We start from the raw sequence: 22,107 nt of genomic DNA, 5'->3' as shown, positions 1-22,107 counted from the left end.
GCAATGGGATCGAGTCTAAAGGTGTCTGGTATTGGTGTTTGGCTCGCCGCAGTTATTACCTGTGTGATCGAACTGCTGGTTCCCGTAGAATCTCACGCCCAGATCTTGTACAACATCACCTTCGGTCAGTTCTCGCCGGGTACAACGTATACCAACGCAAGTGGACCGCCCAACGATTTTTCCGCCTATGCCCCGGGCGGATCAAATCCCAGCGGGGTCTTTTCTGTCATCTTCCCTGCGTTCCTTAATTTGAAGAATCAACCCCTCGTTTGCAATAACGCCGGTCAGGGCGTCGGCAATTTCTTGATGCAGATCGGCAACGTCTCGTCTAATGCCGTGACCCTGAGCATGCAGTTGCAACTTGATTCCGTCGTTGGCGCCAAGGTGACATTCGGCCAGTCAGGTCCACCCGGTTCCAACGTGACGTCGATCACCCTGAACTACCCGGAGACCACGACCAATATTGTGGCGGTGCAATCGGTGGATGGACCCACCAATTCCCTAACGGCGCTGTACTCATTTGCGACCAGCTTGGTTCGCAGCAATCTTCAGAACATCAATTTCAGCCTGAATCTGCCGGCGCGTACGTTCAGCCTGAGCATCAACGGCGTCTCCTTCGCCAACAACGCGCCCATCGGTTCCAGCCATCCGATCAACCAGGCGGGGATCAGCATTGGCGACACGGACGGCCTGGGAAACGGTGGCAGTGGCGGTATTGACAACGTAGTGTTGACGGCTGGGTCGGCCGCCAGCATATCGGGTATCTTTTTCAGCGGGGCGGATATCATGCTGGGCCTGACGACCTCCACCAATGCTCACTATGACGTCCAAACCACAACAAACCTGGTCGCGGGCACGTGGAGCACCATTTTGAGTAACATCGCCGGTAGCGGCGGCCTGACCAACTTCAACTGCGGTCCGAGCGCTGCGCCCCAGCAGTTTTTTCGCATTGATGCCCATCCATAGACGGCCCCGGTCCTCTCTGTGGTCGGTCTCAGGACACTTTTCTTCGCGAAGCGTCGAACGTAGTCCGCCAAAACAACAGTTGTTCCTCGAGTAACGCTGATGGGTTCATCTTTCCGCCGTTTCTCGTCGAGGAATGCGGCGGTTGAGCCGCCGCGAAATCAGCCGTTGGCTTGACCCTCACCTCACGCTACGGCACTATACATCGAACATGTGGCAATGGACTGAAAACGTCGAGCAGTATGTCCTCGACGTCATCTTTGAACGGCGTCGTGATTGGCCCGCGCGACTTACCAGTGCGGGGTTGCTTGGCCTGTCCAAGATCTACGAAGTGGCCATTCAAGCCCGTTTGCTTCTCTGGCATCACCGCATCTTCCGGGACCACACCCTCGGCTGCCAGGTCGTCAGCATTGGCAACCTCAGTGTCGGCGGCACCGGCAAGACACCCGTGGTGGAGGTCTTCGCCCGTGCGCTCCAACAACGTGGGCGCCGGGTCGCCATTCTTTCGCGGGGCTACAAGAGCACCCCGCGCCCCCTCTGGCAACGGATTGTTGCCAAAATCACCTTTCGAGAGGACCGGGTCCCGCCCAAGATCGTGTCCGACGGCAGGTCATTGCTGCTCGATAGCGACCAGGCTGGCGACGAACCGTATATGCTGGCGTCCAATCTCAAGGACGTTGTCGTCCTGGTCGACAAAGACCGCGTCAAGAGTGGCCGCTACGCCATTTCAAAGTTCGGCTGCGACACGCTTCTGCTCGACGACGGCTTCCAGTATCTCGCGCTGAAGAGTCGCCTCGACATTTGCCTGATCGACCGCAACAGCCCTTTCGGCAATCACTATCTCCTGCCCCGGGGCACGCTGCGCGAGCCGATCGCCAATCTGAAGCGCGCCCATTACATTTTCATCACCAAATCGAGTGAACGTGGCGCAAAAAAACTTCGGAAAGCCATCCGCCAGTTCAATGAGAAGGCCGAAATCATCGAATGCGCCCACCAGCCGCTCTATTTGCAGGACGTCTTCACGAGCGAACGTCATCCATTGGAAACGCTGCAGGGCCTTCAAGTCGCCGCCATTTCCGGCATCGCCGTCCCCGAGAGCTTCGAGGATGGGCTCCGTGGCCTGGGTGCGAACGTCATTTACGCCAAGCGCTATGCGGACCACCACCGTTACTCCCAGCAGGAGATCATTAACATGATCAATCGCAGCCTCAAGCGCGGCGCGGGCGCCATTCTCACCACCGAAAAAGATGCGGTCCGCTTTCCAAAGATTGACCGTCGCGATATTCCCATTTATTACTTGCGGGTGGAAATCCGCATTATCTCCGGCGCAAAGGACTTCGATGACGCTGTTGCCAGGATCTGCCATCGATAGCAACGCGCCCCGTATTCTCATTCGCGCGGCCAATTGGATCGGCGACTCGGTCATGACCATGCCGGCTGTCCAGCGCCTGCGCGAAATGGCGCCCCACGCACATATGGTCCTGCTCTGTCCCGGCAAACTCACCGATCTCTGGCGCCATAATCCATTCCTCAACGAAATCATCCCTTTTGGCGACCAACCCAACTTCCGCGATCTTCGTGAACGCGAGTTCGACGTTGCCGTCATCTTCCCCAACTCTTTCCGTTCCGCCTGGGAATGTAAACGCGCCGGAATCCCGCGCCGGGTCGGCTTTGCCGGACACTGGCGCCGCTTCCTCTTGACCGACGTCGTCCGCCGAAGACGGTCGGAACGGGTTGCTTATGAGAAGCGCACGGTCGCGGGCAAAACCTTTCAAATAAAGGTTTTTCGCTCCGCGCGGCACCAGTCGGAGCATTACCTCGACATCATCGCGTACCTTGGCGGCAACCGCGAACCGGTCCCACCACGAATCCGCGTCGCCCCTGAAGAGATGCCGGCGCTTAACAAGTTTATGCGGGACGACGGTCGTCCGGTCATCGGCATTAACGCGGGCGCTGAATACGGCCCCGCAAAACGCTGGCCGGCCGAGCGTTTCGCCGAAACCGCGATCAAGGTCTCCGATCACACCAACGCCCGCTGGCTCATCGTGGGCGGCCCACGCGATGCCGGGATTGCCGACCAGATCGAAGCGCAGCTTCGGGACGCGGGGTTGGGAGAGAGCTCCATCATCAATGTCGCCGGCAAGACCACGCTGCTGGACCTGTGCGCCTTGCTCCGGTTCTGCAAGCTGCTCCTGACCAACGATACAGGCCCGATGCATATCGCCGCAGCCATTGGCACGCCCGTGGTCAGCGTCTGGGGATCGACTTCGCCCGAGCTTACCGGTCCGCTCTCGCCCCGCAGCGTCATAATTCGTCAACCCGTCGAATGCAGCCCCTGCTTTCTGCGTGAATGCCCGATCGATTTCCGTTGCATGGAAGGCGTCCAGGTCGACGAAGTCGTCAAGGCCATGCTGAAACAACTGGGCGTCGAAGACCCGAATCGTCCGCCATCATGAGCGAACCGCAAAGCGTCGCCCGCTCGGCGCGCACCGTCAGCCTGGCGGTCCTTGGCAGCCGCGTGCTCGGCCTCGTCCGCGAGCAGGTGCTGGCCTATCTCTTCGGCGCCAATCGCGAGTTTGACGCGTTCCTCACTGCTTTTCGCATCCCGAACCTGCTGCGTGACCTGTTTGCGGAGGGTGCGTTGTCGGCGGCATTCGTCACCACGTTTTCGCAGAAGCTGTCGGCCGAAGGGGACAAGTCGGCGTGGCGGCTGGCGAATCTCGTCCTGAACGCACTGATTCTTGTCCTTGCAGTGATCACGCTGGTTGGCGTTATCATCTCGCCCTGGCTTGTGCGCATGATTTCACCGGGGTTCAGCCAGATTCCGGGCAAAGTGGAGCTGACCACCACATTGACCCGGATCATGTTCCCGTTCCTGTTGATGGTCGCGTTGGCGGCGCTGGCGATGGGAATGCTCAATGCGAAGCGTCGTTTCGGCGTGCCGGCTAGCGCCTCGATGATGTTTAATATCGGTTCGGTCATCGGCGGCCTGGCCTTCGCGCTTATTCTAGCGCCGGGGTTTCTGCACAATCCGGCGCTGGCGAACCGCGCGGTGATTGGCATGAGTATCGGCACGCTCATTGGCGGCGCGCTGCAATGGATTATCCAGGTTCCGAGCCTGCGCAAGGTGGGCTATCACTACCAACCCATTCTCGACTGGAACGATCCCGGTTTCCGCCAAGTCCTGCGATTGCTCGGCCCGTCGGTCATCGGCACGGCAGCCGTCCAGGTGAACATTTTCACGGACCAATGGTTTGCGTCGTGGCCGCAGATGTCCGGGCCGAGTGGGAGTGGCGCTGTGTCGTGGCTGAACTGCTCGTTTCGGTTGATGCAATTCCCGATTGGCGTGTTCGGGGTGGCCATTGCGACAGCGACGCTGCCGACGGTGAGTGCACATGCGGTGCGCGGTGATATGGTTGAATTCCGCAGGACGCTTGCCCGCTCGATCCGCCTGGCGTTTTTCCTGTGCTTGCCGGCGGCCTGCGGCTTGTGGGTATTGGCCACCCCCATCATTTCGGCGATTTACCAACACGGCAAATTCGACGCGTTCGCGACCGCGCAAACAGCGGCGTGCGTGCGGGCCTTTTCGGTCGGCCTCGTGGGCTACGCCGCCGGTAAAATCATCGCGCCCTCGTTCTACGCGCTTGGCGATTCGCGCACGCCGATGTACGTGACAATCGCTTCCATCGTCGTTAACGCCGGCACTGATTATCTCTTTGCCATCACTTTTGGCATGGGGCCGGCCGGGCTCGCGCTCTCGACATCGATGGTGGCGCTTTGCAATTTCTTCCTGCTCTTGATGCTCATGCGCCGCAAAATCGGCCGCATTGAAGTGTCCACGCTGCTGCGTTCGCTGGTAAAAATTGCCGCGGCCTCGGCGGTGATGACTGCTGCAGCCTACGGCACGCATCGGCTTTGCGAATTCAATCGTTATGCGGACATGTTTGCGTCGATGGCCGTCGCCGTGATCGTCTTCGGCGCGGCCTGCAAGCTGCTCCGTGTCACCGAGATGGGCGAAGCGCTGGGTGTGCTGCGATTCGGGGCGAAGTAACCCAGCTGACGCAACAGCTGTCGTGCACTCCAAATTCTCCTGCAAATCGGGTATGATTCACTGTACCGATGAGCGAAGGGCCACAACTCAAATCCAGGGTCCGCGACCTGCCGAACAAGCCGGGCGTGTATTTGATGCGCGACAAATTGGGGCGTGTCATTTATGTCGGCAAGGCGCGTTCGTTGCGGAAGCGGGTAGGTCAATATTTTCATCCATCGCGCGAGATGCGGTGGGACCCGAAGACGCAGGCGCTGATCGGTTCCATCGCCGATTTCGAGGTGCTGGTAGTGAAGAGCGAGCCCGAGGCGTTGCTGCTGGAAGGCAAGCTGATCAAGGAGTACAAGCCGCGCTACAACGCGATGTTCAAGGACGACAAGCGGTTCCTGATGGTGAAGGTCAACTTGAATGAGGAGTACCCGCGGTTCAAGTTCGCGCGGTTGAAGAAGGACGATGGGGCGCGCTATTTCGGGCCATTCGTGCACGCGGGTGCGGTGCGGCTGGTCATGCAGTGGATTCGCAAGAAGTACGGCGTGCTGGTGCAAGGGACGGGTGCGCCGAAGGCGAAGGACCTGAAGTACTCAACCTATCTTGTGCCGGTGCCGCTGGCGGACATACCGCATGAAGAATACTTGCGGCTCGTGGATATGGCCTGTGAGTTTCTCGACGGCAGGAACAAGGAAGCGGTGGTGCAACTTGAAGAGGAAATGCGCGCGGCGGCAGGCGCCAAGAAATACGAACGGGCTGCTGAACTCCGCGATGTGATCAACAGCCTTCGTGAAATCGGGCGCGCGTCACGGGACCGGAAGTTCGCCCGTGACCTGTCGCCGAAGATTGAATGGCAAAGCGAGATGGAGGAACTGCAGAAGGTGCTTAATCTGCCGGTATTGCCACAGCACGTTGAGGGGTTTGATATTTCGAACATCAGCGGCACGTTGTCGGTGGCTTCGAGCGTCTGCTTCCAAGGTGGCCGGCCAAATAAAGATCACTACCGGCATTACCGCATCAAGACGGTGGAAGGCAGCGATGATTTCGCGTCCATGGCCGAGGTCGTGGGACGGCGTTACGCGCGGGTAAAGGCGGAGGGCGGTGCGTTGCCCGACCTGGTGATGGTCGATGGCGGCAAAGGCCAACTCATGGCCGCGCTCAATGCGTTGCGGAAATTGGATATTCGCGAACTGCGCGTGATTGGTCTCGCGAAGCAGATGGAGGAAATCCATGTGCCCGACCAGACATTGCCGATCCGCCTGCCGCGCAACTCCCCTGCCCTGCACCTGATTCAACGCCTACGCGACGAGGCGCACCGTTTTGCGAACAGTTATCACCAGAAACTGCGCAAACGCCGCGTGCAAGAATCCGTCCTCGATGAATTCTCCGGTCTCGGCGCGAAACGCAAGCTGGCGCTCCTGCAACATTTCGGCTCGATCCACCGTCTCCGCGAAGCGACCGCCGAAGAAATCGCGGAAGTGACCGGTATCGGCTCGAAGATGGCGGCGGCGCTGAAGGAATTCCTCGCTAATCGGTAAGGGCTGCCGTAGCGTTGCGCCATGCGGCGGGTCGCTTTCCTTGTGTTCTTGTCCTTGCGAGTTTTGTGCACGGCTTCTGTGCGCGCGGAGGATGACGCTGTCGCCTCGCGGTTGATTCCCTTCGATTCGCTGACCGTTACGAACCGCGCCCTGGTGCATGAGGTGACGGACCGTGTTACGCTGCACTGTGATTACACCGCGGAAGTATTCAGGGCGCGAATCCCGGTGTTCGAGTATCTGTTCGATCATATGGAGTCCTGCTCGGCGCTGGCGCAAAAGGTCGGGCTGATCACGTACCGTGCAACGCGGGATGCGGAGGGCCGGCTCTCTGCGGACGACCACGAAGGCGCGGCGGGTTACATGCTCAACATGTACGCGGCGGATGGCAAACGCGTCATCTACGTGGCCGGCACACAGCACGGATTGTTCGACGCGACCGGGCGCGGCGTGGCGGTCCTGGACTATCACGCCAAGACCGGCGACGAGATCGAGTACACGCGCGCGGCATTTGTGAAAGTGGACAACGTGGTGCTGGCGACGATGGCGCAAATGTTTTCCGTGTTTCTTCGTGGGACGGTGGACAAACATTTCGCGAAGGTGGTCCACAACCCGGTCACGTTGAGCGAGAAAGCGCAGTCCGATCCGCAGAAACTGTTAGAGCAGATTTCCCAAATGCCCGACGCCGACCAGCAATTGTTGGCCCCGTTCGCCGCGTTGGTGCGCTCAAATGCGAGCGTTCGAATGGCCGAGAGTAAGCGGCCGCTCTGAGGCTTGCGAATGGGGTTTGACGGACCGATCGGTGAACATCCCAGTTCCAGCCCACCACTACGGGTTGGGTTAGTGCTTGTCTTTTTTTCAAAAACAACGCAATGTATGGTTGCGCTGAGGCGACGGGTCAGCGTTCAACGCAGCAGCCTCAAAAATCGATCTGGGCTTGTCGCTTCGCCAAGAGGAGTTAGCCATGGGCAAAATCGATTTTGCAGTGGGCATCGGCGGCGCGGCTGGGCAAGGCATTGCCACCCCGGGAGATATTCTAGCTAGAATTCTGGTGCGACGCGGTCTTCATCTCAACGCGTACAACGCCTACCAGTCCATCATTCGCGGCGGACATATTTTCCTGATCCTGCGCGCGAGCGTCGACCGGGTCGGCAGCATGGGTGACAAGATTGACGCGCTAATCCCCCTGAACCAGGACACGATGAACCGCCATCTGAATCACCTGCGCGCGGGCGGCGTTTGCCTGTATGACGGTGAGAAGGTCAAGCCGGGCTCACCCAACGAAGGGGTGCAGATGTGTCCGTTGCCCGTTCGTGAGCTGGCCGGGACGAGCAAAATCCCGAGTGCGCAAAACACCATCGCGCTTGGAGCACTACTCCAAATGCTGGGCATCGATTTCCAGTTGCTCGCAGATATCCTCGCGCGACAATTCGCCAAGAAGGGCGAGGCGATCATCGCCGAAAATGTCGGGGTGGCCCGCGCCGGCTACGATTACGCCGCAGAACACTTCAAACCTTTCGCCAATCCCCTGCCGGACACCGGCAAGCGCTACGCGTTCGTCGAAGGCAACCAGGTGCTGGCCATGGGCGGGGCCGCCGCCGGCGTGAAATTCTACTGCGCCTACCCGATGAGTCCGGCCACAGGCGTGCTGCACTGGATGGCTCGCAACGCGCGCAAACTCGGCATCATGGTGCGGCAGGTCGAAGACGAGATCGGCGTGATTAACATGGCCATCGGCGCGGCGCATACCGGCTGCCGGGCGATGTGCGCCACCTCGGGGGGTGGCTTCGCGCTGATGACGGAGGCGCTCGGCGCGGCGGCGATGATGGAAATTCCTGTGGTTTGCATCGATGTCCAGCGCGCCGGCCCGGCGACGGGCGTTCCGACCAAGACCGAGCAGGGCGACCTCTGGCAAGTCCTGGGCGCGGGCCAGGGTGATTACCCGCGCGTCATCGTCGCCCCGACGAGCATCCCCGACTGCTTTAACACGGTCACTGAATTGTTCAACCTCGTTGAGAAATTCCAGTGCCCCGGCATCGTACTGACCGATTTGTTGCTCTCCGAAGGCCGTTCGAGCATTGAGCCGAGCGAATTCAATTTCAGTCCACCGATTGACCGCGGCGAAATCATCGGCTGGCACGGCAACGGCAATGGGGAGACTCCACCGCCGGAAGGTGGTTACAAGCGGTTCAAGATCACCGAAAGCGGCGTCTCGCCACGCGCCCTGCCCGGCACGCCCGGTCACGTCCATGTCGTCGCCACCGACGAACACATGGAAGACGGCGTGCTCATCAGCGACGAGTTCACGCACCCGCACAAGCGGCAGGCGATGCACGAAAAACGGATGCGCAAGATGGACGGCGTGCTACAGCTCATCAAGCCACCGAAACTGTTCGGCCCCACCAGCGCGCCGGTTACGCTCATCGGTTGGGGCTCAACCCAGGGCGTCATTCGTGAAGCGTGCGAGAAACTCGCCGGCGAAGAAGGCATCGTGGCCAACAACCTGCAGGTCAAATGGCTCGTACCGCTGCACGCGGACGAGATCCTGTCAGTCCTGGCGAAATGCGAGACGACCATTATCGTGGAGAACAACTACAGCGGACAATTCGCGCGCTACCTCCGTTCCGAAACCAGCTTCGTCCCGACCGGCCACATCCGCAAATACGACGGCGAGCCGTTCATGCCGCATCACATCGTCAATGGAGTGAAACAAATCCTGGCGCGCACCACCAAGGTGTACGTGCCCGTCCACGAATACATTGTGTAAGGAGACCAACCATGCCAGCCGAAACACATGCCTCGACACCAGTGCCCGCGACCGCGACTCCTGATATCAAATCGCCGGGCGCACGACCCACCGCGAAGGATTTTAAGGGAAAGATCGACCCGGATTGGTGTCCTGGTTGCGGCGACTTCAGCGTGCTCGCCTCCTTGGAGTTGGCGCTGGCCGAACTGGGCCTCCACCCGCACGAAGTCATCGTCATCAGCGGTATCGGCTGCTCGTCAAACCTGCCTGGCTTCATCAACACCTACGGCATGCACACGCTTCACGGGCGCGCGGTGGCCGTTGCCAGCGGCGTTCAATTGGGCAACCACAGCTTGAAGGTCATCGCCACCGGCGGTGATGGCGACGGGTACGGCATCGGCGGCAATCACTTCGTGCATTGCATGCGCCGCAACTACGACCTGACCTACCTCGTGATGAACAACCAGATTTACGGGCTGACCACCGGCCAGTGTTCGCCAACCAGCGTGTCCGGCATGAAAACCAAGAGCACGCCGTTCGGTAATGTGGAACGCCCGATCAACCCGCTCGCGCTGGCTATTGCCGGCGGGGCGACCTACGTCGCCCGCGGCTTCAGCGGCCAGCAAAAACAGCTCGTCGAACTCATCAAGGGCGGAATCCAGCACCGCGGCTTCGCCCTCATTGACGTTTTCAGCCCGTGCGTGACGTACAACAAAGACAACACCTACCAATGGTTCCGACCGCGCGTGAAAGCGCTCGAAGAACTGGGCCACGACCCAGCCGATTTCCACGCCGCCATGGAGCGGGCCTGCCAGTGGGGTGACGAAATCCCTGTCGGCTTGTTCTGGAAACAGGACGGGGTTCCGGCACTCGACCAACTCGAACCGGTACTCGCCGAAGGCGGCCCGTTGGCCCACCGCCCCCTCGGTGTTGATCCCAAGATCGCCAAGGCGTTGATCGAAGAGTTGATGTAAGCCCGCCGGCGATGAACAAGAGCAGCGCTACTTGACCTTGCTCAGGATCCCATCCATCTCGTTGGCCCGAAAGGCGCGCAGGGTCAGCGTCTTCACGTTCCCGAACGAGGCGCTCTTGAGCGTGAATGCGGTCATGGTCTCGTCGTCGGGTGCCTCGGCGACGATTACGCCGTCGTACGGACCTAGCGTCCAAAAGATGTCCGTGATTTTCACGCCCATTCTCGACGCCATTTCGGTCATGCTTGCCGCGCGCTTGGTGGTTTCCTTGACGTTGCGAATGCCCTGATCAGTCAACTGGAGCAATGCGATGTAGTTGGCCATGATGTACCATCCTTTCGCTGGTTGGGTTTCCGCCGTCAGTATGCCACGCGTTCCACGGCAAGGCGAGTGCCATCAATCGCGGTGAGCAACTGCCGCAGGCATCTGTAAACCGTGAAACGCTGACCTCGTGAATTGGTGCCGGGTTAAAGACATTCACGTGCGAAGTTGGCTCGGGGACGAATATCGCCGCATTCGTGCAGGAGTCGTGGGAATCAGCCGGCGAAAAAGCTACGGCATCCTCCAACAGGCGCTGAGGAATTACGCATTGTGGGTGGACGGAGCCGATGGTGTCGAAGTTTGGTTGCCGGAGAACCACTTGGGGAACCCCTGCTGAGGGTGTGGGCTGTCGAGGTCCACAATTCTAGGTGGGGGTGGAATCCGTTTTGTGCTTTCCTCGTGGTTTCTTCTAAGGTTTAATGAGTTTGCGCGTTATGAAGTCTGTACAGGTATGAAACACACACTCCTAATACTCAGCTTCTTGGCAGCGGTTCAAGTTGATGGTGCTGAAATGATGCCGGCCGGAAATTTAGTTATGCCTCTCCTGCTTCAATTCGACGGTGGGCAAGAAGGTTCTGGGTTTTATTTTCGCGACGGCAGTAATTCCGCCTACATCGTCACCGCAAAGCATGTAATTTACGATGGGAAGAAATTCTATGGTGATGAGTTTCATGTATTCGGCTACAGCAAGGGTGGGTTGGAAAGCACCAATCGGTATCACAACATCGTAAACTTGGCTGCACTTCAGGCTGACCAACTAGTGCGGCTGCATCCTACGCACGATATCGCCATCTGTAAAATCGGTACGGTTGTAACCAACGCAAGCGGCCAGATGGTGCTTGTAACGCAGAACAAGTATTTTAGAAGAATCGATACACCGCCGGGGGGCGAGCTCGAGGTGGCGCCGGAGACTGTCACACGCCTTAAGGACGTACCGATCGGAAACGAAGTGTATATTTTCGGATATCCCAGCAGCATCGGCATGCAGCAGGTGCCACAAATCGAATACGAAAAGCCGCTTTTGAGGCGCGGGATTGTAGCTGGAAGGAATTTTCAAGCCCACACCCTGATTTTGGACTGCCCGGTGTACTATGGAAACAGTGGAGGTCCGGTTATGGTCGTGAATCCTATAGGGTTCGGAGGGTCAGAATTCAAAGTTGTAGGAGTTGTTACGCAGTTCGTTCCCTTTGTTGACGAATGGAAGAACACCAAGCACGGTTACACCAACATCTACATCCAGAATTCAGGATATTCAGTAGCTGAGCCAATGGACGTTGTCGTTGATTTGTGCTGGTGATACACCCCGAGCGCAGATGGTCGACTGGGCCTAATGCTGCGGGCGAAGCGTCGCGGGTTACCGAGAGTGGCGGAGTCCAGCGCGTGTAGCCCAGGACGATCCATCTGTGCCCTCGTATCAGGTGGGGAATGGAGTCGAGAGGGAAACTGGGGCGGCAGCCGTCCGAGTGTTCCTTTGGCGCTTTTTTGTTGTGGAGTACGAGTACAAGTGCAAACTGCGTCAGAGCCTTGTCAGTTGCGCTGGAAAACTGTAGTGTTGTGCTGTAGAAACTATGAAAAGCAAATCTAAGAAAGCGGGAATTGGAACCGCGCACACTTCGATTCTGGGTTCTGGGAAAGAACTGGACCTCGAAAAGCCAGCGGGCATGGCGGTTACGGCGAGGACGGGGATTGATGTTTGCGGTGGAGGTACACGAGCGTACAGTAACTTGATTAACCCGGATTCGCCGGAGCCCAAGCGAACGGGCCTGCGGTACAATTTGTCCCCGTGGGTTCTGGGAAAACTGGAACGACTTGCGAGAGCGCGATTTGATGTCAGCGAATTCACATCTGAAGACCTAAGTGTGTGGAAGCAGGAAAAGGGGATCAACTGGATGATCGCCCAGAGTGTGAATGCGAGCAGCGAAATAGAAGGCGAATCGGTCCATGCGGATAAGCTAGTGCTGCTCGAGACTCCTGAAAGCGAACACGAAGGGGGCGAGGCGGACGAAGAGCTTCGGGGTCGAATTGCGGCTATCCGTTCAATATACGAAGCATACATGTGGGCGCTGAGCTTGAAACCGCTCCGCGTTCTCACGTATGAGTTCTTGCTTGAGTTGCATAAGCGGATGTTTGAAAGCACAAAGGGGGAGACGGCTGGACGAATTAAAACGGGGCATATTTTTATAGAGGGAGCAGGGTATCACGTTGAGACGCTTCCGCCTGAAAAGACCGAGGTCTTCTTGCGCAGAATTACGGAGAGGTATGCAGAGAAGTGGAAACTCGCGCGAAAACATGCTGAGTATTCAACATTTCTTCTGACTGCAGAGTATATTCTGGACTTTCTTGCAATTCATCCATTTGCGGATGGCAATGGTAGAACGGCAAGGTTGCTGTCCACGTACCTGCTAGAGAAGTCCGGTTATCACTTCGCGCGGTTTTATCCTGTTGATAATGTGGTCGTGGAAACGCGACGGAAGTACTATGAGGCGTTGTACTCCGGTCAAGTGAACTGGCTGTCTGAACGCGAAGACCTGACGGCTTGGATTGAGTACTATACTAGCACGGCATTCACGCAATGGATCCGTGCTTACGAGAGAGTCAAAGACGACCATTTAGCGAAGAAACGAATGCGATCCTAGGGCCGAGTTCAACGCTAGTAAGAACAGTTGTCACTCTTACTTGTCACTCCTCGTGTAAAAATGAGGCAATTCCGGACGAGGTGAGACAGAGTGGATAGCTGACGAACGGCTTACTTTAACTGGCTTAGGCGACAGGAGCATACCCGAGATGGAATGTGACAAAAAGCCCTTTAGAATTATGAGTCCCCTGCTCTAGTTGGCACAAATCAATTAGCGCTGACGCTGCAACTATTTTCCGACAGAGCCATCGAGAGGCAGCGCGACTGTACTGCCACCCTTGGATCTTTCCTTTTCGAGCTTGGCCAGCCCCACAGCAGTAAATAAATCCTGATTGGTCCAAACAATGAAAATGAACGAAATCACAGAAAGACAGATAAGAAGGATAACATCTTTCGAACGGATCATAAACACTGAGGCGGCTAAGACTCCTCCGGCGGCCGCTACGATACAACACACTGCATAAACCAACTTGAGAATGTATTCTGCCCTAGTCGAAGCGCTAAGTTGGAAGGATAGCGGCTTGGTACTGGGACCGCGATACTGCCAAGCTTTGGCAATATCTCCTGTTGTCACCCTGCCTTCTGCTTTTCTATAGTACGCGATCACTCGCTCCAGGTCCGCGTTTGGAATTGGAATACCAAAGACCAGGAAAGTAATTTTCTCTTTGCGAACATCCACTAGAAACGTCTTGTAGTCTGATTCAGCTTCGTGGGCTGCGATACTCTGCGAAAGGAGTTCCATTTCAACTTTTGAGTTCTGATACACATGCGAACGCTTTGTGGTTAAAAACTGAAAGAGACCAAGTACCGCGCCAAATACGACGACGATTGCTGTAGCGACTTTTATTATGAGATCAGTGTCCATGAGTGCTCATCATAAGTTACCGCTGCCCTGCAGGCAGGAGTGTAGCAAGTTCGCACGGGCAAGCAAGCATTGGGGGGATGCAGGCCGAGTCCGCCGCCGCGTGAGGGCACGCTGCCTACAACTAAGCCGGGGAACGCAGGCTGAAGCCCGCGACTACAGAAAACACGGGTTAATACTTGGGAATTGGGCGGGCTACGACGGCATCGGGCAGTAACTATATCCGCCAGTAATTTATTGGGTTGGCGAGCTTTTTGGTCTGGCTATTTGCAGGATGAATCACTAGACTTTGCCAGTTCAACCCTGGGTGAGGAGAAGCATCATGAATCGACGCAACGCGGGGCCGGTCAGTCGTCGCAAGTTCCTCGGACAACTCGGCGCAGGGGCGGCCGCGGCCGTCGGTCTCGGCGCGCTCTCACTTCCCACGTTGCAGGGGGTCGTCGAAGCAGCGGCGATTGACCCGCTGACTTCCAATCAACGCCGCGAGGCATGCTTCCGCACGCGGAAGGACGCGGCGGGGTTCGAGCGTCACCAGCCGCTGGTAGCGCATCCCACCAACGGCGAAGAAGAACTCTACGCGAACAAGATTGCCAGTTATTCGAAAGGCCTTCCGCATAACTCGCTGGGGGAGGTCGATCTTGCTGCCTACAACCAGTTGATCGCCGCGCTCAACTCGGGTCGCCCCGCTGATTTCGAAGCGATCCCGCTCGGGCTGGGCCGCAAGCTGACGAACCCGCAGTCGGGGCTGGCATTCGATCTCGAAGGACCCGATTCGCACCAGTTGGCGATCCCCCCGGCGCCGACGATCGCCAGCGCGTGGGGCGCGGGTGAGATGGTGGAGCTTTACTGGATGGCGCTGGCGCGTGACGTTCATTTTTCTGACTACGCAACGGATTCGACCATCGCTGCCGCGTGCGCCGACCTGTCGGCGTTGTCCGACTTCCGCGGACCACAGAAGGGCGGTCGGGTAAGGCCGATCACGATCTTTCGTGGAAATTCGCCGGGCGATGTGATCGGACCGTACCTGTCGCAGTTCCTGTGGCTGGACGTCCCGATGGGCGCGTTGTTGATTCCGCAGACAATGAACACGGTGCTTGCCGGCGTCGATTACATGACAAACTTCAGCGACTGGCTTGCGATGCAGAACGGGGCCGCTCCGCCGTCGTACGCGCTGGACCCGACACCGCGCTACATTCGCAACCTGCGCGACATGGGCGAATGGGTGCACGTGGATGCGCTCTACCAGGCGTATCATCAGGCCTGCCTGATCCTGCTCGGGATGGGAGCGCCTTTCGACGCGGGAAATCCGTACCGGTCGTCGGCCACGCAGATCGGTTTTGGGACGTTCGGCGGGCCGCACATCCTGAGCCTCGTCACTGAAGTCGCCACCCGCGCACTCAAGGCCGTGTGGTACCAGAAATGGTTTGTGCATCGGCGGCTGCGGCCCGAAGAGTTCGGCGGTCTCCTTCACAACACGCGCAGCGGTGCCGCAACGTATCCCGTCAACTCGGAAGTTCTCAACTCGGCCGCGCTCGGCGGCGTGTTCTCGGCGAACGGCACCTATCTGCTGCCGGTCGGCGCGCCGGAAGGTTGCCCGACGCATCCGTCGTACGGCGCCGGTCACGCGACGGTCGCGGGCGCGTGCGTCACCATCCTCAAGGCGTGGTTCGACGAATCGTTTGTGATCCCGAATCCCGTTGTGTCGAATGCCGACGGCACCGCTCTTGAGACGTTCACCGGCGCCACGCTCACCGTCGGCAACGAGTTGAACAAACTCGCCGCCAACGTCGCCATCGGTCGCAATGCGCTGGGGTTCCACTACCGAAGCGATTACTCGGAATCGCTCAAGCTTGGCGAGGCCGTCGCCATCGGCGTTTTGCAGGAAAACAAAGCCTGCTACAACGAGGGCGGTAGTTTCACACTCACCCGGTTCGACGGGACGAACATCACGATTTGATGCCGGCGGTCGTGCCCCCCGATCCGCCTATCGCAAATCGATATTTTTTCTCGACATATCGATCCTGGTCCGGTATAGTGCGGGCAGTTCTTTGACATCCGCCTTCACTGAGGTTACGGCGCGACAGGGCCTATTTCGCAAGGACGCCTTCCGTCGTTGCCCTTTGGACTATGGTGGACAAAACGGCGGATGAGATTCGCCGTCGGTAAAACCCATCGCGCGATACTTGGGGCGGAGCTATGTGGGAAAAAGGTCTTCCTCCGTCGCTAAAGCTATGGAGGACGAGCCTTGTGGAAAAAAGGCACTCTCAAAAACATGCTTTCTGCGAAACGAACCCAATTTTGTTTTGGGAGTTTTTGAGCGCATCTATCATGGGGATAGCGAGTTGCGGAGTTGCAGAGAGCGTTTATAATTTGGGTTCGTTTCGGAAAACGAACCCATTTTGACACCACAAGTGAGGGGATAGGAACGAATTAACGCCCAACATTCAATGTCCAAAGCTGAACATTCAAGTGGGAACGGGATCCTCCTTCGCTAAAGCTACAGTGGACAGGGCGTGCATTGACAGGGGGTGTTGGGGCGGTTATGATGCGCGGAGTTGCTGTAACGCTGAGAGTTCTTGTTGCACGCAAGTGCGTGAGTGAGAAGCGTTTGAGAGGGGTGTGAATCGGAATTGTCAGAAGTCAGACTAAAAAAAGGTGAGCCCGTGGAAAAGGCCCTGCGCCGGCTGAAGAAGAAGCTGGATCGCGAGGGCACGTTGCGCGAAGCGCGGGCGCATCGTCATTTTGAGAAGCCGAGCGAGAAGCGTCGGCGCAAGGCCCGCGGGCCTCGGCTGTTCGCCGGATTCTAAACGAGCATAAACAAATCAGCGGGGCCAGCGCCGCGATGCGACCGCTGGCCCCGAAGACTTTCAGGGCTGGCCCCTCTCATTTTCATGTTCGCCTTTTCAACTTGCTGGAATTCCCAGCGCCATACGGACGGGCGCGCGATGGTGAATGAAGTGCGCGCGCTCGGCTTCGAGTACGCCGAATTGGGACATGGTACGCGGCTGTCGCTTTTGGACGGTGTCTTGCAGGCGGTGGCGGCGGGCGAGATCAAGATTTGTTCCCTCCATAATTTCTGTCCCCTGCCCCTCGGCGTGATGGGGCCGGCGCCGGATTACTACCTGCCCAGTTCGCGGGACGAGGATGAACGGCAATGCGCTGTGCGGCACACGTTGCGGACGATCGATTGCGCGGCCACGCTTGGGGCGAAGATTGTGGTGCTGCACCTCGGCCTGGTGGCTATGCGGGATTACACGATGCGATTGTTGGGGCTGTATGCGGAAGGACGCGGCGACACGCCGAAGTTTCAGCGACTGCTCGACAAGGCGCAAACGGTGCGCGATAAGAAGCGGCAAAAGCATTTGGATCAGGTCTATCGGACGTTGGAGGAGATCTTGCCGCACGCGAAGGAAATGAATGTGAAGCTGGGGATGGAAACGCGATTCGGGATCGAAGAGATTCCCAACGAGGTCGAGGCGGAGGAGATCCTGAAACGGTTTGGCACCGGGTCGATAATGTACTGGCATGATGTCGGACACGCGGCGGTGAAGGAAACGCTCGGGTTGATGAAGTTGGAGACTATTTTGCACCGGTTCCACGGACGGACGCTGGGGATGCACTTGCAGGATTTTGCCCCGCCTGCCGAGGATCATCAGCCGCCGGGGTTCGGCACGTTTGATTTTGCACGGCTGGCGCCGTTCGTGACCGACGACATGGTGCTGGCGTGGGAGATTCATCCCGGATGGAAGCCGGAGCAAATCGCTGGAGGCGTGAAACGGGTGCACGACTTGCTGAGGAAACCAGTCATCGTATGAAGAAAAAACTGGGCGCGTTGGTGCGGGTGGTGGTCAGCGTGGGCATCCTGGCCTACCTGTTCAATGGCATTTTCCAAAAAGAAGTAACGGAGACATTGGGGAAGATTGCCCATTCGCCGAACGCCAGTGTCGCCGATCTGGCGCGCGATCTTCGCCTCCGTCCAGAGGAGGTGGAGCTGGTGCGCGCCAAGTGCATCGTGCTCGAACAAGAGGATGACGAGGTTGTCCCGACTGTTAGTCTCAAGAATCTTTCCTGGTCCGAACGCATCCCGTTGGTCTGGACGATCGGGCCACGGTCTTTGTGGGAAGCGCTGCGGAAGATCAGTGCCTTGTGGCTGGCCGCCGCCGTCATCTGCGCGGGAATACCCGCGGTGCTGGGCATCCTCCGGTGGCAATTGATTTTGCACGTCCAGGGCCTGGAGGTGAAATTCTCGCGTCTCTTTTCGATTTCCTTCATTGGGTTGTTCTTCAACGCGTTCATGCTCGGGTCGACGGGAGGAGATGTGATCAAGGCCTGGTATGTTGCGCACGAGACGCACCACAAAAAGGCCGAGGCCATCGCGACCGTCGTCGTCGACAGATTGATTGGGCTTCTGGCCCTGTTTGTCATCGCGCTCTTTATGATGGCGCTCTACCACACTCGCGTATTTGATGACCCCAAACTCTTCTGGTTCTCGGTCGCGACCCTCGGGGTGGTCGTGTTTACGGTCGTGGGTACAGTCGTGGGATTGTGGCCCGGCTTTGTGGACAAGTTTCCGGGATTGCGATCGTGGCTGCAACGAATGCCGCACTACGCCATGCTGCGCCGCATGGTGGATGCCTATCGCGTTTACGCCTCTCATCCGGTAATCCTGGCCAAGACGTTGCTAATCTCATTTGTTGTCCACTTTTTTTCCATGCTCAGCATTTGGTGTGTGGGCCGTGGTCTGGGAGTTCTCTCCGCGAAGATTACCGACTACTTCCTCTACCTGCCGATCATCAACTCGGTGACAGCCGTGCCGATCACCATTTCGGGCTTCGGCGTCCGCGAAGGCATGTACATCAAGATGTTTCGCGAAGTCGGCGTGGCGGAACCGGTGGCCCTCGTGATGTCGCTGCTGGGCTATCTGGCTGCGCTCTTCTGGAGCATCGTCGGTGGCGGATTTTTCCTGACTCACCGCAAGGAACTCCCGCCTACAGACCAGATGGGCCAGGCCGAATAACAACAGGCCGGTCACGTCAATACAGTGAGCGTTCCGCTGGTGACGCCCAGTTGTTTTACCACGTTCAGTCGGCGGAACAATGCGGACGAATCCGCGGCTGTCCCGTCGATCAACTCCCGGTAGCCCTGCAAGATCAGGCGGGTCTTCGCAGCATCTTCTTCCAGGAGTTCGACACGAAAGACGCGGGCGCCTGCCTCTAGGAATGATTGTAGATAATCAGCCCCGCTTTGCGCCTTCGCGTGGTAAACAGTATTACGACAACCGACATCCGCTTTCACCGGGTGCTCCACGCCGACGCGGTCCCGCAATTTCAGATTATGACGATCGCAGGGACGCCCGCAATTAGAGGCGTCCGTGCCGTTGGAAAGAAACGCGGCAAATACGCAGTGCTCCATATGAAACATCGGCATGTGCTGGTGGACCGTCAACTCAAACCAGTCAGGCGAAGCCGCGTGTAACAGATCAAGGACCTGCTGCGCGTTGAGATCGTACGAGACAGTGAGACGCTCCAATCCCTCACGCATGAGAACTTCGGCGGCCAAAGGATTGGCAACGTTGAGCGAGAAATCGCCAATCTTCCGCAGCGAGCTCTCGCGAAAATAGTCCAGCCCGCCCAGGTTGCGAATGAGAACTCCATCCGGTTTGGAGTCATTGATCATTTTAAAGAACCCCTGCTCGCCGGCTTTTTGAATCCGCGGCGTAGCCAGGAATATCTGCGTCCCGGTTCGCTTCCGCACGCATGCCACCGCCTCGTCGTAGCGGCGGATGTCTTCGAAATCCACATAAACCGTCACACAACCGGAATCGAGCGCCGCCGTGAGCTGTTCCATCGTGCGACACAAAACGACAAGTTGCGTCGCTGCAGCAGTGCGCCGCTCGGGAACATTCGCCAGCAATTCAGGAAGGACCGACGTCAATCCAGTCCGCTGCACGGCTCCCGTTTCCAGTGCCGCAACAATCTTCTCCACCAGATCGCGCCGCAGGCGATTGAGTTCGCTCACTGGCAGGATCGCCTGACCGACGAGCTTGTTGTGAAGCTCGCCCAACTCAAAATTTGTCTCCCCCATTCTTCCCAGTTGCTCGCGCAACAATTTCTCCGTCAACGGACGCCGAAACGCCGTCTGCAAAGCCATGGAAGAATTGACCCGTACCCCGTTCGCCTCAATCGTCATGGACTTCCCGACCTCGCCCTTCACCGTCAGGTCGATCCTTGTTTTCGGGCGCCGAATATCGTTCTTGAACGTGCGCTTCAATTCGCGCTGGAGCTGCGGGTCGCTCGTCTTCCACACGCGGTCGCCGGCCTTCAACTTGCCGAAATCGATGTGCCCCCGCTCGAAATAAAGTCCATTCTCCCGCGTCTCCCAGATGCGCCCGCCCTGCTCGTGATCGGTATCGCCCCCATTATCAAACACCACGCCGTCACCGGCCCGCAACGGCGTCTGCGCGTCCACTTCCACGTGGTCAGCACCAACCCGGTTGATAAGTCCCACAAATGGCCCGCGCTTCTTCCCGAAGCGCGCGTGCACCAATTCCTGATGATTCACGCCGTGCAACCACCCCGAATACAGGCCGCGCGAAAACGTCATCTCCAACTTGTACTTGTCCGCCTCGTCAGTAGCAGCGTCGCCGTTCTCGGTCGCCATCGCCGCATCAATGGCCTTCCGATAAACCTGGCACGTCGCCGCCACATACTCCGGCGACTTGAGCCGCCCCTCGATCTTGAACCCGGTCACTCCCAGCCGAATCAATTCGGGAATCTCCTGAACCGCCGCCAGATCCTGTGGCGAGAGCAGATAACGTCGGTCGCCCAGCTCCTTCAACGCGCCGTCGACGACTAACTCATAAGGCAACCGGCAAGCCTGCGCGCACTCACCGCGATTGGCACTGCGTTGCCCGAGCGCTTCGCTCGTCAAGCATTGACCCGAATACGCCACGCATAACGCGCCGTGAACGAAAACCTCCAGCGCCGGGATTTCCGCCTCGTTGCCGAACCTCGCGATCTCCTTCATGGACGCTTCCCGCGCCAACACCACGCGCTTGACGCCAAGACGTTCTGCAAATTTCGCGCCTTCTGGCGACGTGATCGTCATCTGCGTCGACGCGTGCACGTCCATCCGCACCCTGAGCTCACGGGCCAGCACCGCCAACCCGAGGTCCTGCACGATGATCACATCCACGCCCGCCTGGTCGAGAAGCATCAGCTCGCGTTCCGCCTCCGCCAGCTCGTCCGTGAAAATCAGCGTATTGACCGTACAAAACGCCCGCAAGCCGTGCTCGTGCAGAAAGCGAACCAACCCCGGCAACTGCTCCTCGGCGAAATTGTCCGCGCGCATTCGCGCATTGAATTTCTGCAACCCGAAATACACCGCGTCCGCGCCGTTCGCCACCGCCGCCCGCGCGCACTCCATATTCCCCGCCGGCGCAATCAATTCTAATTGCTTCTTCAACACGCAGTCACCATACCAGAATCTCCGACAACATGATAGGAGCCGTTGTAGGCCCGGCGAACTGTAGCCGCGCCGTAAGGCGCGGTCCTTCCGGCCTGTTGTAGCCGCGGGCGTTGACCGCAGGACCCCGCCGTTGTAGCCGCGCTTGCTAAGCGCGGTCCTTTTCCGTCCGCTGTAGCGGCGGTCTGCGACTGCCGAGTCCGGAATTGTAGGGCAAACGCCCCGCTTGCCGTCATCTTCCCCTCCATCCCCATTTGAACGTTGAGCGTTTGATGTTGAATGTTGGGTGTTAATCCGTTCCGACCCCCTCTCTTGTGGTGTCAAATTGGGTTCGTTTTCCAGAACGAACCCAAATAAAAATTTGCCCTCCACAGTTGTAACCCTCTTTCATTCCGATCGATGCGCTCACAAATACACGTTTTCAATTTGGGTTCGTTTCGCAGAAACCATGTTTTTGAGAGTGCCCTTTTTCCACAAGGCTCGTCCTCCATAGCTTTAGCGACGGAGGAAGACCTTTTCCCCACATAGCTCCGCCCCGCATGTCGCACTACAGATTTACCGACGACAAAGGCCT

General features: G+C 58.1%; 18 protein-coding genes. 15 read left to right on the top strand and 3 right to left on the bottom strand.

The features are described 5' to 3' along the window. Nucleotides 1-3: 3 nt before the first annotated feature. From VNL17_03345 to VNL17_03310, 8 genes are all read left to right on the top strand, one after another. Nucleotides 4-966: a hypothetical protein gene (locus VNL17_03345; protein HXI83108.1), complete on the top strand. Its 963-nt coding sequence runs from the start codon at nt 4-6 to the stop codon at nt 964-966. A gap of 208 nt (nt 967-1,174) precedes the next feature. Continuing rightward, nucleotides 1,175-2,335: a tetraacyldisaccharide 4'-kinase gene (gene lpxK / locus VNL17_03340; GenBank protein HXI83107.1), complete on the top strand. Its 1,161-nt coding sequence runs from the start codon at nt 1,175-1,177 to the stop codon at nt 2,333-2,335. Next, entirely contained in the window at nt 2,304-3,419 is a 1,116-nt protein-coding gene (waaF, locus tag VNL17_03335; protein ID HXI83106.1) for a lipopolysaccharide heptosyltransferase II, read from the top strand. The genes lpxK and waaF overlap by 32 nt, the downstream gene beginning before the upstream one ends. Next, on the top strand, nt 3,416-5,014 hold the full coding sequence (murJ, locus tag VNL17_03330; GenBank protein ID HXI83105.1) for a murein biosynthesis integral membrane protein MurJ: 1,599 nt from the start codon (nt 3,416-3,418) through the stop codon (nt 5,012-5,014). Before waaF ends, murJ begins: the two co-directional genes overlap by 4 nt. Before the next feature lie 68 nt (nt 5,015-5,082). Then, entirely contained in the window at nt 5,083-6,537 is a 1,455-nt protein-coding gene (locus VNL17_03325) for an excinuclease ABC subunit UvrC (GenBank protein ID HXI83104.1), read from the top strand. A gap of 21 nt (nt 6,538-6,558) precedes the next feature. Further along, on the top strand, nt 6,559-7,305 hold the full coding sequence (locus tag VNL17_03320) for a hypothetical protein (protein ID HXI83103.1): 747 nt from the start codon (nt 6,559-6,561) through the stop codon (nt 7,303-7,305). Between the two features lie 193 nt (nt 7,306-7,498). Beyond that, nucleotides 7,499-9,301 (top strand): 2-oxoacid:acceptor oxidoreductase subunit alpha, encoded by a 1,803-nt coding sequence (locus VNL17_03315; protein HXI83102.1) that lies wholly within the window; start codon nt 7,499-7,501, stop codon nt 9,299-9,301. Nucleotides 9,302-9,312: 11 nt separating this feature from the next. Further along, nucleotides 9,313-10,254, top strand: a complete 942-nt coding sequence (locus tag VNL17_03310) for a thiamine pyrophosphate-dependent enzyme (protein ID HXI83101.1) — start codon at nt 9,313-9,315, stop codon at nt 10,252-10,254. Between the two features lie 27 nt (nt 10,255-10,281). Here VNL17_03310 and VNL17_03305 read toward each other — a convergent pair whose 3' ends face one another. Beyond that, the gene (locus tag VNL17_03305; protein HXI83100.1) at nt 10,282-10,575 is read right to left on the bottom strand and encodes a GYD domain-containing protein; all 294 of its coding nucleotides are present in this window, start codon (nt 10,573-10,575) and stop codon (nt 10,282-10,284) included. Between the two features lie 157 nt (nt 10,576-10,732). On the opposite strand from VNL17_03305, the gene VNL17_03300 reads away from it, so the two are divergent. From VNL17_03300 to VNL17_03290, 3 genes are all read left to right on the top strand, one after another. Next, nucleotides 10,733-10,909: a hypothetical protein gene (locus VNL17_03300; GenBank protein HXI83099.1), complete on the top strand. Its 177-nt coding sequence runs from the start codon at nt 10,733-10,735 to the stop codon at nt 10,907-10,909. A 114-nt stretch (nt 10,910-11,023) separates the two neighbouring features. Then, nucleotides 11,024-11,869: a serine protease gene (locus tag VNL17_03295; protein HXI83098.1), complete on the top strand. Its 846-nt coding sequence runs from the start codon at nt 11,024-11,026 to the stop codon at nt 11,867-11,869. Between the two features lie 271 nt (nt 11,870-12,140). Next, on the top strand, nt 12,141-13,208 hold the full coding sequence (locus VNL17_03290; GenBank protein ID HXI83097.1) for a Fic family protein: 1,068 nt from the start codon (nt 12,141-12,143) through the stop codon (nt 13,206-13,208). Between the two features lie 228 nt (nt 13,209-13,436). On the opposite strand, the gene VNL17_03285 is transcribed toward VNL17_03290, so the two are convergent. Continuing rightward, nucleotides 13,437-14,072, bottom strand: a complete 636-nt coding sequence (locus VNL17_03285) for a hypothetical protein (GenBank protein ID HXI83096.1) — start codon at nt 14,070-14,072, stop codon at nt 13,437-13,439. Between the two features lie 319 nt (nt 14,073-14,391). Between VNL17_03285 and VNL17_03280 the strand changes: the two genes are divergently transcribed. The 4 genes from VNL17_03280 (at nt 14,392) to VNL17_03265 (ending at nt 19,086) form a co-directional block, all read left to right on the top strand. Further along, complete coding sequence (locus VNL17_03280) at nt 14,392-16,026, top strand: vanadium-dependent haloperoxidase (GenBank protein HXI83095.1); 1,635 nt, start codon at nt 14,392-14,394, stop codon at nt 16,024-16,026. Between the two features lie 673 nt (nt 16,027-16,699). Next, a complete protein-coding gene (gene rpsU, locus VNL17_03275) occupies nt 16,700-16,876 on the top strand; it encodes a 30S ribosomal protein S21 (GenBank protein ID HXI83094.1) in 177 nt (58 codons plus the stop codon). A gap of 84 nt (nt 16,877-16,960) precedes the next feature. Then, nucleotides 16,961-17,884, top strand: coding sequence for a TIM barrel protein (locus VNL17_03270; GenBank protein ID HXI83093.1), 924 nt, complete (start codon nt 16,961-16,963; stop codon nt 17,882-17,884). Further along, the gene (locus VNL17_03265) at nt 17,881-19,086 is read left to right on the top strand and encodes a lysylphosphatidylglycerol synthase transmembrane domain-containing protein (GenBank protein ID HXI83092.1); all 1,206 of its coding nucleotides are present in this window, start codon (nt 17,881-17,883) and stop codon (nt 19,084-19,086) included. The genes VNL17_03270 and VNL17_03265 overlap by 4 nt, the downstream gene beginning before the upstream one ends. A gap of 11 nt (nt 19,087-19,097) precedes the next feature. On the opposite strand, the gene VNL17_03260 is transcribed toward VNL17_03265, so the two are convergent. Next, nucleotides 19,098-21,533 carry a U32 family peptidase gene (locus tag VNL17_03260; protein HXI83091.1) on the bottom strand — a complete coding sequence of 812 codons (2,436 nt, stop codon included), beginning with the start codon at nt 21,531-21,533 and terminating at the stop codon, nt 19,098-19,100. Nucleotides 21,534-22,107 lie beyond the last annotated feature (574 nt).

It is taken from the genome of Verrucomicrobiia bacterium (assembly GCA_035577545.1).
Classification (GTDB): domain Bacteria; phylum Verrucomicrobiota; class Verrucomicrobiia; order Palsa-1439; family Palsa-1439; genus Palsa-1439.
This window is presented reverse-complemented; position numbering and strand designations above follow the sequence as displayed.

Bases quoted from the DNA above. Each gene is read 5' to 3' on its own strand.
- VNL17_03265 (HXI83092.1), top strand. From the start codon at position 17,881: ATGAAGAAAAAACTGGGCGCGTTGGTGCGGGTGGTGGTCAGCGTGGGC.
- VNL17_03290 (HXI83097.1), top strand. From the start codon at position 12,141: ATGAAAAGCAAATCTAAGAAAGCGGGAATTGGAACCGCGCACACTTCG.
- VNL17_03280 (HXI83095.1), top strand. From the start codon at position 14,392: ATGAATCGACGCAACGCGGGGCCGGTCAGTCGTCGCAAGTTCCTCGGA.
- waaF (HXI83106.1), top strand. From the start codon at position 2,304: ATGACGCTGTTGCCAGGATCTGCCATCGATAGCAACGCGCCCCGTATT.
- murJ (HXI83105.1), top strand. From the start codon at position 3,416: ATGAGCGAACCGCAAAGCGTCGCCCGCTCGGCGCGCACCGTCAGCCTG.
- VNL17_03315 (HXI83102.1), top strand. From the start codon at position 7,499: ATGGGCAAAATCGATTTTGCAGTGGGCATCGGCGGCGCGGCTGGGCAA.
- VNL17_03320 (HXI83103.1), top strand. From the start codon at position 6,559: ATGCGGCGGGTCGCTTTCCTTGTGTTCTTGTCCTTGCGAGTTTTGTGC.
- lpxK (HXI83107.1), top strand. From the start codon at position 1,175: ATGTGGCAATGGACTGAAAACGTCGAGCAGTATGTCCTCGACGTCATC.
- VNL17_03310 (HXI83101.1), top strand. From the start codon at position 9,313: ATGCCAGCCGAAACACATGCCTCGACACCAGTGCCCGCGACCGCGACT.
- VNL17_03345 (HXI83108.1), top strand. From the start codon at position 4: ATGGGATCGAGTCTAAAGGTGTCTGGTATTGGTGTTTGGCTCGCCGCA.
- VNL17_03285 (HXI83096.1), bottom strand. From the start codon at position 14,072: ATGGACACTGATCTCATAATAAAAGTCGCTACAGCAATCGTCGTCGTA.
- VNL17_03270 (HXI83093.1), top strand. From the start codon at position 16,961: ATGTTCGCCTTTTCAACTTGCTGGAATTCCCAGCGCCATACGGACGGG.
- VNL17_03305 (HXI83100.1), bottom strand. From the start codon at position 10,575: ATGGCCAACTACATCGCATTGCTCCAGTTGACTGATCAGGGCATTCGC.
- VNL17_03295 (HXI83098.1), top strand. From the start codon at position 11,024: ATGAAACACACACTCCTAATACTCAGCTTCTTGGCAGCGGTTCAAGTT.
- VNL17_03325 (HXI83104.1), top strand. From the start codon at position 5,083: ATGAGCGAAGGGCCACAACTCAAATCCAGGGTCCGCGACCTGCCGAAC.